Consider the following 14,601-nt stretch of genomic DNA (forward strand, 5'->3'; position numbering starts at 1 on the left):
GATAATTAAAAAAGGTCTGCCCATGGGCAGACCTTTTTTAATTAAGGGGCAGCATCTAATTTAACGGCTTCTAAAATATCAAAAATTACCGCTGTGACATCTTGGCTTAAATCACGATCATTAAAGATTTCATAAGCGGTGATAGTGACATCGGTATCACTTGGTAATTGTTTTTGTTCTTCTTCAATCAAGTGCTCGATAGGCAATAGCGTTTGTTTGATTTCAAGATGCAACACTTCATCATAAGCAAGATTTTCATCTTCAAGCTCTAACTCTTGCTCATTGAAATAAGGAATTAAGATGGCATGGAGATAAGGGCTAATATCTTGAATATTCAAGAGTTCGATATCACGAGTCTGTTCAATCGTACTGATGTGGTCGTTCACTTCAATTAAGATATGATAATAACTCATGCTGATCTCCATTAAGGCTAAGATGATGTTTTATCATCACAATAACATGAATAAATCAAAACAATCGACCCATTCTTGTTATTGCTTAGCAGATCATCTTATATCGACCTATTATGTTCGATTAATCCGCTAAACCTAATAGCTTTAGATCAGTCTCAGTCAGTTGAAAATCTTTTGCATCCTGATCTTTAATCCGTGGATACATCAAAGATCTTGGATCACCGGTATGTTTTAGACCCAAAGCATGACCAAATTCGTGTGCTAAGGTTAAACGTAAGTCATCAGTTGATGAAAATTCATAAATAAAAATCTGCTTTCCATCAAATTGACCTTTGTGTAGCACTTCAGGCTTAAACGTCTCATTAAACTCATTTACAGAAGCACTTAACTGTTGATGGACTTGTTTCGATTTTTCAGCCTTTTCCTGAGTTTGCTGAACTTTATGGTTGTATTCAGTAATCTTTGCCTGCAATTTCTGGGCTTGTTGCTGCAACTGTTGTTGCTGTTTTTGCAGTGCAGCGAACAATGCTTTATTGTTGCTGTCTGCCTTATATTGCGCTAAGCCTTGTTGATATTGTTGGGCCTGATTTTCGTAGGCTTTCTTTTGTAGTTCAAGTTGAGCATTGCTTTCTGCTAAATCAGCATTGGTTCTCTGCAATTTCTCATTTCTATTCAACCAATTCTGTTGTTCTTGCTCAAGTTGACTCAAACTTTCAGCACGTTTCATGCTACGAATTTGACGTTGGTCAAAAACCAGATTAATCACAAAATCTGCGTCAGGATCATACACAAAATATTTTTGACCCGTGTTCTTTTCCCAAATTGCAGCAGCCTGTTGGCTTAATTCGATCATTTGTTGTTGATCGATGTTCAAACGCGGGTCAAGTTCAGCAATACGATAACGTAAAGGTTGTTCTGTGTTATAGCGAACTTGCGACTGTGCTGGAGCAGTCGAGCTAATTTTAGCAAAAGTCGAGACTGGGGCTAGCAAGGTAAAACATGCAGCCATAAGGAGAGATAAAAGACGCATAATAGGAGATAAAGCTTGAAAGAGGTCACATTTTATTCAAAAAAAATCAGTAGTCAAATTGATAGAAGATCGTTCAATTTATGAGTTTTAACGATATTTCTGGAAAATGAATAAAAATACATTTGTAGACATATTGGTAAAAATCGTGCAAAAAAAACAGGATTTGTTTATTAAATGATCTAAAACCAATGCGAGAACAACTGTTTATTTTTTATTTTTAATGCATTAAATCTTTAATCGATGATCAAAGTAAGCTGCAAAAATATTTTTTACATCTTAAAAAAATACATTCTATTTCACATAAAATATTTATTTATTTGTACAAAAACTATACTTAAAGTCTAGTCAATGTTAATTCTTGTAAAGAAAAACCTGCTGTTGCTATCAATAAATGGCTTTTACCAAATCCTTATCAGAATCAGTGAGTGCAAATTGCTGAAAGTTTTGTTTTTGAATCACTGGGTACATCAGTGAGCGTGGATCATTGGTATGCTCTAGACCGAGTGCATGACCAAATTCATGTGCTAAGGTCAAACGCAGATCATTGGTAGAAGAAAATTCATAGATCAGAATTTGTTTACCGTTGAAGTGTCCTTTATGGAACAAATGTGGTTGAAAGACCTGATTAAATTGGCTTGCCGAGGCAACCAGTTGTTGATTGGTTTGATTTAGATTTTGAATGCGTTGATTGAGCTGCTGTGTACGTTGATTATGTTCTTGAACTTCACGTTGCAACACTAAAGACTGTTGTTCTAAAGCCTTCTGCCTTTGTGAAAATTGTTGAGCTAAATCTTTAGAAGTAGAACGGGTTTGGTTGAAACGCAAAACCTCAGTATTGTATTGCTGGAATTGGAGATTGAGTTGTGCCTGTTTGCTGGCGATTAAAGCAGTCGTTCTTTGAATTTCCTCTTTGACTTGCTGTAATTGTAGATTTTGATTTTCCCACTGTTGTTGTTGTTGCTTCAGTTGATCTAGGCCTTGTAAACGATCTGTGCTACGTTGTTGACGTTCATCAAAGATTAAATTAATGCTGAATTCAGCTTGAGGATCATAAATAAAGTTTTGTTGTCCTGTTTCTTGTTCCCAAAGCTTGGCTGCTTGCTGGGTGAGTTCGAGGACTTGTTGTTGACTTAAATTAAAGCGTGGATCAATGTCGGCAATACGATAATGCACTATTTTTTTTGTGGCTTGGTGCTGATGTCCATCCGTATGATTGATATTTGCTTGAGCGCTGCTGAACTGAGGTAGGCTCACACTCAAACAAGCAATAAAGAATGCTAGATAATGAACTCGCATGCTGAAATCCCCCCAAATAAAACTTATTTTTCATCATTATTTTGTGGGCGTCAAAATGCTATGTATTTAATAAATAAAACTAAAAAATGTGATTTTGTTCTAATAAATAAAAAATTGAATCGAGTGATTTGCACAATAAAAAAATGAAGAACATGTGTGTTTTTTGATCGTAAGTTAAAAAATATCAACGGATTAAATTGATAATGGCAAAAAATCCTTGAGCAGAGAGCGAAAAAATGGCCAATTGTTAACTTTTGTAAAATTTATCCAAAGTTGAAAAGTTTTTTACTTTATAGTTAAAAATTGCTGGATTGTGACATTTATAGTCCATTCAATTTGAGTCGTTTTTTCGAGAGATCAGACCATAACAATGTGTTGGGACTATCTTGCTAATAAAAGAGAGAGGTCTGCTTGGGTCAAACGGAAATGCGCAGTATCTTGATCTTTCATAATAGGATGCATGAGTGCTTGTGGATCATCAGCATGTTGTAGCCCCAATGCATGGCCGAACTCATGTGCGATAGTTAAACGTAAGTCATCTGTTGATTCAAACTCGTAAATTAATATTTGTTTGCCATTAAATAAGCCCTTATGAAATAAATGGGGTTTAAAGCGTTGCTTATATTGGCTGACGGAGGCATTGAGCTGCTGGTCTAAAGCATTGAGTTCATCAACCTGCTGATTTAACTGCATGATTCTCTGATTATATTGAGCAATTTCTTGTTGTAATGTTTGCACATTCTGCTCTAAATCCCGCTGCCGTTGCTGAAAATATTCTGGGTTGGCAAAAGAACTGGGATGCTGTCGTGCATTTTGTTGTTCTTGATTATAGTGCTGTATTTGCTGATTCAGTTGTTGCTGTTTTAAGTCGAGAAGATGTTTACTGCTCAGGATTTCCTGTTCAATCTGATCAAGCTGCCGCTTTTTTTCTACCCAGTGTTGTTGATTGGATTCAAGTTGGTTGAGGTGTTCTCTGCGTTGTTCGCTTTCCATTTGACGCTCATCATAAATCAGATGAATCGCGAGCTGCGCATGAGGATCGTAAACAAAATAATCTTGCCCAGTACCATCTTTCCAGATTTGTGTCGCTTGTTTGCTAATGGTTTTGACTTGCTCGATACTGAGTTTAAAACGAGGGTCAACTTCGGCAATACGATAGCGTAGGCGTGTATCCAGTGGACTGGCGATACGGTCTGTCAGCGAATTAAATTTAAGCTGAGGGTGTTGGCGGGTTTGATAGCCTGACCAAAGTAAAAAGAGTACCAATACAAGAAGGAGGAAGAATTTCATTCGTTATTTTTTGGAAAATAGAGGTTGATATAGGCTTGGCACCACTAAGAATCCCCATATGAGGGTGGTGAAGATATTACCTAGCTCATAAAAAATGGCGCCAAAACAAGATATGAATGTCGAAGCATAGCTTGGTAAAAGATAAATAAGTAACAGTGGGAAAAAACTATAGACGTAAAGCTTTCTTGCCCATTGTTTAAATAAAAGTAAGCCGATGAATACAATAACAAAACCAAGCATAAGTATGCCTGAGATGACAAGTTCCCAGTTCTGAGGATCTCTTGATACGAGTTCGCTTATTGCAATGGATGTTTCATTGTAAGCATCAAATATTGAGCTTATGAGAAAACTAAGCAGTGAAAATATAAGCATTAATCTAAATCTAGTTTTGCTAATGACAGGATCTATTTTCATCTTTAATCTAAGTATCATTTTTTTAATACTTGGGATTATACCGAAAATAATTTCATGTGTATCAAGCCAATATTATTGTATTAAACTCGATTTGCTTAAGGTTTAGGTTTAGTATTTTATGTGGGGTTAACTCATACACGGGTTATATGGTGAGTGAGACAATTCATTCTGACAATTAGAATAAAATGCAAAGGAATATGCATGCTGAAATATCTACTCAAAGCGCCTGAGGCTGCATGGGCGGTGGTTTCGCCCGCACCAGCAAAGGCAGAAAATCTAAAAATTAAATATTTGGGGACTGCAGGGTTTATTCTGTCTGATAATAATCGAACCTTAGTGCTTGATCCTTTTATTAGCCGTCCAAGTCTTTGGCAGACCTTTACTCAACCTTTATCTAGCGATCCAGCATTGGTCAAACACTATATCCCTGATGCAGATGAGGTACTGATTGGCCATGCACATTATGACCATATTCTGGATGCTGCAGAAGTGTGTAAACAAACAGGCGCTCGCTTGATTGGTTCACAAGCCAGTGTGATGTATGGACGTTCTGCAGGCTTGCCTGAGCAACAGATGCAAGCCACACAGGGCAGGGAGGTGATTCACTGCGGTTCTTGGCAAGTGATTGGCTTGCCTTCAATCCATGGCAAAGCCTTGTTTGGTCGTGTTCCATTGCCAGGAGATATGACCGTACCACCACCGTATCCACCAAAATTTCATCAGTTACGACATGGTTTGGTGTTGAACTGGTGGATTGATACAGGCCAGCTGCGCGTTGTTCACATTGATTCCGCCGATTTTATCGAGCAAGAGTTGCAGGGCAAACAAGCTGATATTGTGTGTTTATGTGCAATCGGACGCAAATATCGTCCAAACTATGTCAAAGATGTGGTGCGATTACTGAAACCGAAATACATTATTCCATGTCATTGGGATAGCATGGTGACGCCGATTGATGCGCCACCGCAGTTGTTGCCGGGCGTGAATATTCCTGAGTTTATTGAAGAAATAAAAGCCTGTGGTGTAATACCTTTGTTTATGCCGATTTTGGGTGAGCTGTATTTTGAGCAATCTAAATAGTTACTTTCTATATATTGGTTTTGATTCATTGTTCGTAGCCCAACAAGGGGCTCCATGCTGCATTATAAAAATTTAATGCAAAAAAAACCGCGCCAGCGCGCGGTTTTTTTAAAGAGACAAATTATTTTTTGTCATCTTTTACTTCTGTGAACTCAGCATCTACGACGCCATCGTCCGCTTTTTGTTGTTGACCCGCATCACCACCTTGGAATGCATTTGGATCAAAACCTTCTGCGCCGCCAGCACCTTGTGCTTGTTCATAAGCACGTTGAGTGATTGGCATCAAGATGTTTTGTAAAGCTTCAGTTTTCGCTTTGATGTCTTCAACATCATTTTCTTTCGTTGCTGCTTCAAGCTCAGAAACCGCAGTTGTGATCGCAGTTTTTTCATCTTCAGTGACTTTATCACCAAGATCTTTAACTGCTTTCGTCGAGCTAGAAACAAGCGCATCTGCTTCGTTACGTGCTTTTGCTAACTCTTCAAACTTACGATCTTCTTCAGCATTCGCTTCAGCATCTTTAATCATTGCTTCGATTTCAGCATCAGATAAACCTGAGTTTGCTTTAATCTGGATCGATTGCTCTTTACCCGTGCTCTTATCTTTAGCCGATACTTTCAAGATACCGTCAGCATTGATGTCGAACGATACTTCAATTTGCGGTACACCACGTGGAGCAGGTGGGATATCGCCTAATTGGAAGTTACCCAACAATTTGTTTTGTTGAGCCATTTTACGTTCGCCTTGGAACACTGAAATGTCTACAGCAGGTTGGTTATCAGCAGCAGTCGAGAATACTTGAGATTTCTTTGCAGGAATCGTCGTGTTTTTCTCAATAATCGCTGTTAATACGCCACCCATGGTTTCGATACCAAGTGTTAACGGTGTTACGTCTAATAAAAGTACGTCAGTTTTGTCACCAGACAATACCGCACCTTGAATCGCAGCACCAATCGCAACCGCTTCGTCCGGGTTCACGTCTTTACGTGGTTCTTTACCGAAGAATTCTTGTACTTTTTGTTGTACAAGTGGCATACGAGACTGACCGCCTACCAAGATCACGTCAGAGATGTCAGACGTCGAAAGACCCGCATCTTTAAGTGCAATACGGCAAGGCTCAATCGTACGAGCAACTAAGTCAGCAACCAAACCTTCAAGTTTTGCACGTGTTACGTTGATCACTAAGTGTTTAGGACCAGTCGCATCAGCAGTGATGTATGGAAGGTTGATTTCAGTTGCATTCGAAGAAGAAAGCTCGATTTTTGCTTTTTCAGCAGCTTCTTTCAAACGTTGTAACGCAAGTGGATCATTTTTCAAGTTCACACTTTGTTCTTTCTTGAACTCTTCAACCAAGAATTCAATTAATGCGTTATCAAAGTCTTCACCACCAAGGAAAGTATCACCATTTGTTGATAACACTTCGATTTGTTGGTCGCCATCAAGGTCAGCGATTTCAATGATTGATACGTCGAATGTACCACCACCTAAGTCATACACCGCAACTTTACGGTCGCCTTCTTTTTTGTCCATACCGAACGCAAGTGCCGCAGCAGTTGGTTCGTTAATGATACGTTTAACATCAAGACCTGCAATTTTACCCGCATCTTTAGTTGCTTGACGTTGCGCATCGTTAAAGTAAGCAGGAACAGTAATCACTGCTTCAGTTACGGTTTCACCTAAATAGTCTTCTGCAGTTTTTTTCATCTTTTTCAAGATTTCAGCAGAGATCTGTTGAGGTGCTAATTTTTTATCGTTTACTTCAACCCAAGCATCGCCATTGTCTGCTTTGATGATTTTGTAAGGCACAAGACCGATGTCTTTTTGTACCGCTTGATCTTCGTAGCGACGACCGATTAAACGCTTGATTGCGAATAATGTATTTTTCGGGTTAGTTACCGCTTGACGTTTCGCACTTTGACCAACAAGGATCTCACCATCTTTATATGCAATGATCGATGGAGTTGTACGCGCGCCTTCAGCGTTTTCAATTACTTTTACTTTATCGCCTTCAAGTACAGCAACACATGAGTTGGTAGTACCTAAGTCAATACCAATAATTTTTGCCATTGTTTGTGTTCCTCTAAAATTTTGTTGCAATGTTTTGCTTGTTATTCGATATGAGAGTCAATTGGTATTTTTCAAGCATTTTTATGAAAAAAAATCAAAAAACTCTCAGATTCGTACGCTTTTGAGCAAATAAACGCTTTGCTCACGTAGATTATTGACCCACCATCACCATCGCTGGGCGAAGTAAACGACCATTTAAGGTATAGCCTTTCTGTAAAACAGTACCAATTTGATTGGCTTTGGCATTCGGGTCGATTCCTACGGCTTGGTGTAAATCCGCATTGAAACCATTTTGGGTATCTGCTTCGACTACGCCAAACTTCTCAAGCGTGGTGAGTAGTGATTTCAAAGTCAGCTTAATCCCTTCAAGTACAGGTGTTTGTTCTTCACCCGCAGCCTGAATTGCACGTTCTAGGTTATCGACAGAATCCAATAATTCTTTCGCAAATTTTTCCAGCACAGTCTCTTTATGCTTTTCAGACTCACGTTGAATACGTTCAACACTCTTTTGTGCTTCATAAACAGCATTGGCTGTACGTGCTTTTTCGAGTTTTAAGCTTTCTTCGAGTTTGGTGATTTGAGCTTGTAAATCTTCAACGCTAAGCTCGTTTGCTTGCTCTACACCTTCAGCTTGAGTTTGTTCAGTTTGTTGCTCATTTTGAATGTCTTGAGCTTGCTCATTGTGCTCATTAGCCATTGATGATCTCCGTTGAAAAAAGTTCTTAAACATGTACAGTCCTTCTGGCGTTAATGCTCATAGGGTTAAACCCGAACTGCCACATCTTGGTCATTCATAGATAGGGATGAAGTATGGGCAACGCGACAAAATTCAAGCGTTCAGGTCGATTTAAATCTTTTAATTTTGCTGATTTAAGTAAAAATTTAAGTTTTCAATCACAAAAGCAATAAATTCTTGGGTGATTTTCGGTAAATGTTGTCTGGATGCATAAACCAAAGATAAGGTGAGATCGGGTGCCGAAAAATCGGTAAACACCTGTTGCAAACGTTGTTGAGCAATATCTTTACGCACCAGCAACGTTGGCAGCATCGCAATCCCTTGGGCTTTAAGACACATCTGATAAAGCGCAATCACATCATTGCTTTTAAACGTAACATTTAATGGATAGTTCTGGGGTTGCTGATCTGTATCAAATAAGGTCCAGTATTGGTTATGTGTGTGATGGGCTATACATTCATGTTGAATGAGTTGACTGGGATGTAACAGGGGAGTGTGGTCTTGTAAGTAATGTGGGTGTGCGCAAAAGGTGGATTCAATTTGACAGACTGGGCGGGCAATCAGTCCTTCTGCGACTTTCTGAGTAATCCTCAAAGCAAGATCCACATGAGCATCCATTAAGTCCACGGTATTTTCCGTTAAATACACATCAAAATGAATCTGTGGATAGCGTTTTTTAAATTGCTTAATACATTCATTCACACCAAGCTGAAATAAAAATAAGCCGCAGGTAAAACGGATGGTGCCACTGTGCTGTTCTGGCGCGGCTAAGCCTTCTAATAGTTGTTGCTGTTGTAAAATATTTTCGCAGTAGACCAGCGCTTTCTCACCCGCAGGGGTGAGTGAAACTTTACGCGTATTGCGTTGAAACAGACGCGTCGAAAAAGTTTGTTCGAGATGGTCTAAGTAACGGGAGACCATCGCTTTAGAATAATCGAGATGTTCAGCAGCTTTGCTCAGATTGCCTTGATGCGCAATACAAACAAAGACTTGGATCGCTTTTAATGTGTCCATCGTTATTATCATTGTTGCAAGATATGCAACATTTTATCTTAGTTTAGAGTGTTTATTCAGCAATAATTGCAATTTAAAGTGTCTCTTATCAGATTGGAGACGATAAGATGAATACCAAACCTTATATTATTGCTTTATCAACTTTGACAGCAACATCTGCTGCTTTCGCACAAGATTTAAAAATCCAAAACTTTTTGGCTCAACCTGAGCACTTCGGTGTGACTTCAACCTTGATTGAAGGTGATAAAGAAGTGTTATTGGTGAATGCACAATTTTCTAAATCGGAAGCATTGCGTATTGCCGCTGATATTTTAGATAGCGGTAAAACCTTAAAAACCATTTTTGTCAGCTATGGCGATCCAGACTTCTATTTTGGTTTAGATGTGTTTAAGCAATACTTCCCGAACATGCAGGTGATTGCGACCCCTGAAACGGTGAAGCATATTCAGGATACGCAAGCACTGAAAGTACAGTACTGGGGACCAAAAATGGGTGCCAATGCACCGAGCAAAATTATTGTTCCGCAAGCGTATACGGCTAAAACCTTAAAATTAGAAAATGAAAATATCGAAATCAAAGGTAAGAAAGAACTGACTTATTTATGGATTCCGAGTGCCAAAGCAGTTGTCGGTGGTATTCCAGTATCATCGGGTATTCATCTGTGGACTGCGGATACTCCAACAGCCAAAGATCGTGCAGAAGTGGTACAGACTTTAGAGAGTATCAAAGCCTTAAATCCACAAGTGGTGGTGCCTGCACATATGAAAGTAGGCGCAGCGGAAGGTCTTGATGCGGTGAATTTCTCAATTGACTATTTAAAGCAGTATGAAAAAGCGGTAAAAGCCAGCAAAAATTCAGCTGAATTAATTGGAATTATGCAAAAACAGTATCCAACTTTAGGCGAGTCAAGCAGTTTAGAGTTGGGCGCCAAAGTGGTGAAAGGCGAGATGCAATGGCCTTAAACCAAGCTAAATAAATGGAAAAACCGTGATCAGGAGTCACGGTTTTTTTATGGCTGCTACATTTATTTTTAATCAAAATTACGCAATTGTAATCTTTTAAGCAGATTGTACGGTGTTTCTATGAATTATAAAAAAATAAGATAATCGCTTTTTCACTAAAAAAATAAAAATAAAACCCGTGAAATTACTTTAACTCTAATGCTTTAGCGATTTTGAATGTTTTTTTAATATGTGAAATATGAAAAGAGTTGATTTAAGAAAAATTGCAAAATAGAGCGGCTTACATAACAAACTGCAACTAATCCGCATCACGACCGAGAAAAAAATTGTGAATCATAGGCATCGCAAAGACAACTTTGCTTTTTGTCATAATGAAAGGAAATACGAAATGAAAAAGTTAGCATTGATTTCTGCGGTTGTAGCCGGTGTTGCATTAACAGCTGTAGGTTGCTCAACTCAAGGTGGTTTAGACGCGTCTGGCTCAGCTCAAACAACAGGCGCAAGCCCAGCAGGCGTACAAGGTGGTGTTGGCGTACAAGGTGGTTCATCAGTTGATGTTCAATCTGGTGGTGCTTCTGCTGACGTATCGGGCTCAGTTTCTGGTTCAGCAGGTACGACAGCTCAATAATTTTTTAGAATGAAGTTAGCTTCGCATGAGATTAAACACACGATGCCGCATGCAATCTTACTAATGTACTGCTATACATTGCGCGAAGTTAACTTAATTCATAAAACTGACACTTTTAGAATGCTATAAACTAGAACGAATTCATTCGTTCTAGTTTTATCGTTTTAACAATCTCATGTTAAAACAGCGTTTAATTGACATAAAAAATAGCTGTGAATAAGCACTATGGATAATGACTTTTTGATAGTAGCCCTTTAGCGTACGACATATTTTTCAAATCTTGAACTTGATCTAAGACTTTAGAAAAGCATATAGTCGAAGACAACAAGAATTATGGACAGAGCGAAGAAGGGGACAGAAGTGACAGCATTACCTCAAAAAATTCAAACAATTTTAGACAAAGGGCAAGGCCCTGCTGCACGAGCGCTAGATAAGCTCCCCAAAATTGTTCAAGAGTCTCTCGCTAAGCTTCTCGCTTATCCACACCAATATCCAGATTTAGATTCTTTTACTAAATGTTTGATGGCCGTCCAAATTAAGCAAGGGCGCATTGGCTTTATTGGTGATGATCCAATTGAGTCTCGCCGTCAGTTTGATGCGCAAATGTTGGCAATTATTAATAAACCAACATCGATTGAATCTGTTGAGGATATTCGTCTCCCTTTACAAAGTGGTACGGTCTTTGCCAGACATTATCATCCTGCACCGAATAAGAAATTGCCGATCATTGTGTTCTATCATGGTGGTGGTTTTGTGGTGGGCGGTTTGGATACCCATGATGAAGCCTGCCGTCTGATTGCCAAATATGCAAAAGTACAGGTCTTAAGTATTGATTATCCACTTGCACCAGAAGCATCACCACAACTGCTGATCAAATCATGTGAAGATGCACTGGCGTGGGTATATCAAAATCGCCGTCAATTGAAAATCTATAAGAATCGTATTGCGGTTGCAGGTGATAGTGCAGGGGGCAATATTAGTACTGTGGTTGCACAGCACTCTGTTGGTAAAGCCTATGCACCACAAGCACAATTATTGATTTATCCCGTGGTTGACTTCAAAAGCCGCCATCCTTCGTTCTATGCCTATGGAGAGGGTTTGGTGCTGACCAGTAAAGATGTGGATTATGTGACTGACTATTATGCAACACAGCATGATGTTGCATTAGATGATCCGTTGATCTCACCAACCTATGGCAGTCTTAGAAAGTTGGCGCCTACTTATGTGATTACAGCAGGGCATGATCTATTGCATGATGAAGGTGCAATCTATAGTCATAAGCTCAGACAAAACGGCGTAAAAGTACAATACGTGGATTACCCTGATCAAACCCATGGCTTTATTAACCTCACGCCAGTCTCAAGCAAGGCAAAACGCAATACCATTGAAGTTGCCAAAAACTTTAGAAAATTTTGGGACAAACATTGTTAATAAAGTCCGAGCCGATGTTTCACGTGAAACATCGGTTTTTTGTTTTAAAGATAACAAATAGAAATAGCAAAATAGAATCAGCAAAACTAAGATGAGCGTTCACAACAAATTAATGATCAAGCCGAGAAAAGCAATGATGAAAAAGTTGTTCATGACAACAGGTTTAATTTTGGCAAGCAGCCATTTATTTGCAAATACCATGGTTGATATGAAAACCAGTATGGGCAACATCGAAATTGAACTTTTTGATGATAAAGCACCTGTGTCGGCAAAAAACTTTGAAAGCTATGTAAAAAGCAACTTCTATACAGGCACGATCTTCCATCGTGTGATTCCTGGCTTTATGGTGCAGGGCGGTGGTTTAGATGCCAATATGATTGAGAAGACAACTAAAGCACCAATCGTGAATGAGTCTGGGAACGGTTTGAAGAACACCCGCGGTACTTTAGCCATGGCACGTACCAGTAACCCGAACTCTGCAAGCAGCCAATTCTTTATTAATGTCGCAGATAATAACTTCTTAAATAAGTCACCGATGGATGCAGGTTACGCCGTATTTGGTAAAGTAACTAAAGGCATGGATATTGTCGATAAGATTGTAAATGTACCAACGGCAAACTATGGGATGCATCAAAATGTACCGAAACAACCCATTAAAATTATCAGCGTACAGATAAAGAACAGTAAGTAAAAAAACAAAGCAGAAATATGTATAGAATATTTCTGCTTTAATTTTATATACTTACGAGAGTTATGCTGCTTTATTGAACATGTTTGTGTGTAAAAAAAGAACACTTGATAAAACAAGGGTTTAAAAAGACTTGCACCCTAAAAAAAAACTCCTATAATGCACTCATCCCGACGCGATGAAGCAAAAATAACTTAGCTTTAACTGGTTAAGTTGTTAAATATTTATTGCGTTAATTTACCACTGGCGAGGTGGTAAAGAGATCATTAAGAGAATAGAAGAACAACTTGTGTGGATTTTTACTGGTTGATCGATCGAAAATATTTCATTGATTGAATGGTAAAAATTTCTCGAAGTTTATTTGAGCGAATTTTTAGTCAGAAAATTGATGAGCCAAGATTTGTAGCCATAAGCTACTAATGATTTTAAACTGAAGAGTTTGATCATGGCTCAGATTGAACGCTGGCGGCAGGCTTAACACATGCAAGTCGAGCGGAGTGATGGTGCTTGCACTATCACTTAGCGGCGGACGGGTGAGTAATGCTTAGGAATCTGCCATTTAGTGGGGGACAACATTCCGAAAGGAATGCTAATACCGCATACGTCCTACGGGAGAAAGCAGGGGATCTTCGGACCTTGCGCTAAATGATGAGCCTAAGTCGGATTAGCTAGTTGGTGGGGTAAAGGCCTACCAAGGCGACGATCTGTAGCGGGTCTGAGAGGATGATCCGCCACACTGGGACTGAGACACGGCCCAGACTCCTACGGGAGGCAGCAGTGGGGAATATTGGACAATGGGCGAAAGCCTGATCCAGCCATGCCGCGTGTGTGAAGAAGGCCTTTTGGTTGTAAAGCACTTTAAGCGAGGAGGAGGCTACTAGTACTAATACTACTGGATAGTGGACGTTACTCGCAGAATAAGCACCGGCTAACTCTGTGCCAGCAGCCGCGGTAATACAGAGGGTGCGAGCGTTAATCGGATTTACTGGGCGTAAAGCGTGCGTAGGCGGCTGATTAAGTCGGATGTGAAATCCCTGAGCTTAACTTAGGAATTGCATTCGATACTGGTCAGCTAGAGTATGGGAGAGGATGGTAGAATTCCAGGTGTAGCGGTGAAATGCGTAGAGATCTGGAGGAATACCGATGGCGAAGGCAGCCATCTGGCCTAATACTGACGCTGAGGTACGAAAGCATGGGGAGCAAACAGGATTAGATACCCTGGTAGTCCATGCCGTAAACGATGTCTACTAGCCGTTGGGGCCTTTGAGGCTTTAGTGGCGCAGCTAACGCGATAAGTAGACCGCCTGGGGAGTACGGTCGCAAGACTAAAACTCAAATGAATTGACGGGGGCCCGCACAAGCGGTGGAGCATGTGGTTTAATTCGATGCAACGCGAAGAACCTTACCTGGTCTTGACATAGTAAGAACTTTCCAGAGATGGATTGGTGCCTTCGGGAACTTACATACAGGTGCTGCATGGCTGTCGTCAGCTCGTGTCGTGAGATGTTGGGTTAAGTCCCGCAACGAGCGCAACCCTTTTCCTTATTTGCCAGC

Annotated in this window: 13 protein-coding genes and 1 rRNA gene; 6 read left to right on the forward strand and 8 right to left on the reverse strand. The window is 39.8% G+C overall.

All coding sequences use genetic code 11. The annotated features are described in order from the left end of the window. Positions 1-41: 41 nt before the first annotated feature. The 5 genes from F902_RS05955 to F902_RS05975 form a co-directional block, all read right to left on the reverse strand. On the reverse strand, positions 42-425 hold the full coding sequence (locus tag F902_RS05955) for a hypothetical protein (RefSeq protein ID WP_162180594.1): 384 nt from the start codon (positions 423-425) through the stop codon (positions 42-44). 109 nt (positions 426-534) lie between these two features. Beyond that, positions 535-1,443 (reverse strand): matrixin family metalloprotease, encoded by a 909-nt coding sequence (locus tag F902_RS05960; protein WP_005201804.1) that lies wholly within the window; start codon positions 1,441-1,443, stop codon positions 535-537. 384 nt (positions 1,444-1,827) lie between these two features. Next, positions 1,828-2,739: a matrixin family metalloprotease gene (locus tag F902_RS05965; protein WP_004803275.1), complete on the reverse strand. Its 912-nt coding sequence runs from the start codon at positions 2,737-2,739 to the stop codon at positions 1,828-1,830. Positions 2,740-3,120: 381 nt separating this feature from the next. Next, the gene (locus tag F902_RS05970) at positions 3,121-4,029 is read right to left on the reverse strand and encodes a matrixin family metalloprotease (RefSeq protein WP_005201806.1); all 909 of its coding nucleotides are present in this window, start codon (positions 4,027-4,029) and stop codon (positions 3,121-3,123) included. Positions 4,030-4,032: 3 nt separating this feature from the next. Continuing rightward, positions 4,033-4,443, reverse strand: a complete 411-nt coding sequence (locus tag F902_RS05975) for a hypothetical protein (protein WP_005201807.1) — start codon at positions 4,441-4,443, stop codon at positions 4,033-4,035. Positions 4,444-4,644: 201 nt separating this feature from the next. Here F902_RS05975 and F902_RS05980 point away from each other — a divergent pair, with 201 nt between their 5' ends. After that, the gene (locus F902_RS05980; RefSeq protein ID WP_005201809.1) at positions 4,645-5,523 is read left to right on the forward strand and encodes an MBL fold metallo-hydrolase; all 879 of its coding nucleotides are present in this window, start codon (positions 4,645-4,647) and stop codon (positions 5,521-5,523) included. A gap of 121 nt (positions 5,524-5,644) precedes the next feature. On the opposite strand, the gene dnaK is transcribed toward F902_RS05980, so the two are convergent. From dnaK to F902_RS05995, 3 genes are all read right to left on the reverse strand, one after another. Next, complete coding sequence (gene dnaK, locus F902_RS05985) at positions 5,645-7,588, reverse strand: molecular chaperone DnaK (protein ID WP_005201812.1); 1,944 nt, start codon at positions 7,586-7,588, stop codon at positions 5,645-5,647. 151 nt (positions 7,589-7,739) lie between these two features. Then, positions 7,740-8,285 carry a nucleotide exchange factor GrpE gene (gene grpE, locus F902_RS05990; protein ID WP_005186322.1) on the reverse strand — a complete coding sequence of 182 codons (546 nt, stop codon included), beginning with the start codon at positions 8,283-8,285 and terminating at the stop codon, positions 7,740-7,742. 159 nt (positions 8,286-8,444) lie between these two features. Then, on the reverse strand, positions 8,445-9,338 hold the full coding sequence (locus F902_RS05995; protein ID WP_005201815.1) for a LysR family transcriptional regulator: 894 nt from the start codon (positions 9,336-9,338) through the stop codon (positions 8,445-8,447). Positions 9,339-9,445: 107 nt separating this feature from the next. Between F902_RS05995 and F902_RS06000 the strand changes: the two genes are divergently transcribed. The 5 genes from F902_RS06000 to F902_RS06020 form a co-directional block, all read left to right on the forward strand. Beyond that, positions 9,446-10,300 carry an MBL fold metallo-hydrolase gene (locus F902_RS06000; RefSeq protein WP_005201817.1) on the forward strand — a complete coding sequence of 285 codons (855 nt, stop codon included), beginning with the start codon at positions 9,446-9,448 and terminating at the stop codon, positions 10,298-10,300. Positions 10,301-10,688: 388 nt separating this feature from the next. Beyond that, positions 10,689-10,928: a hypothetical protein gene (locus F902_RS06005; protein ID WP_005201819.1), complete on the forward strand. Its 240-nt coding sequence runs from the start codon at positions 10,689-10,691 to the stop codon at positions 10,926-10,928. Positions 10,929-11,288: 360 nt separating this feature from the next. Further along, complete coding sequence (locus F902_RS06010) at positions 11,289-12,359, forward strand: alpha/beta hydrolase (protein ID WP_017402117.1); 1,071 nt, start codon at positions 11,289-11,291, stop codon at positions 12,357-12,359. Positions 12,360-12,492: 133 nt separating this feature from the next. Next, positions 12,493-13,050 carry a peptidylprolyl isomerase gene (locus F902_RS06015; RefSeq protein ID WP_005201825.1) on the forward strand — a complete coding sequence of 186 codons (558 nt, stop codon included), beginning with the start codon at positions 12,493-12,495 and terminating at the stop codon, positions 13,048-13,050. Positions 13,051-13,474: 424 nt separating this feature from the next. After that, positions 13,475-14,601 (forward strand): 16S ribosomal RNA (locus tag F902_RS06020); the annotation flags it as partial.

The sequence above is a fragment of the Acinetobacter higginsii genome (assembly GCF_000369525.1).
GTDB lineage: Bacteria > Pseudomonadota > Gammaproteobacteria > Pseudomonadales > Moraxellaceae > Acinetobacter > Acinetobacter higginsii.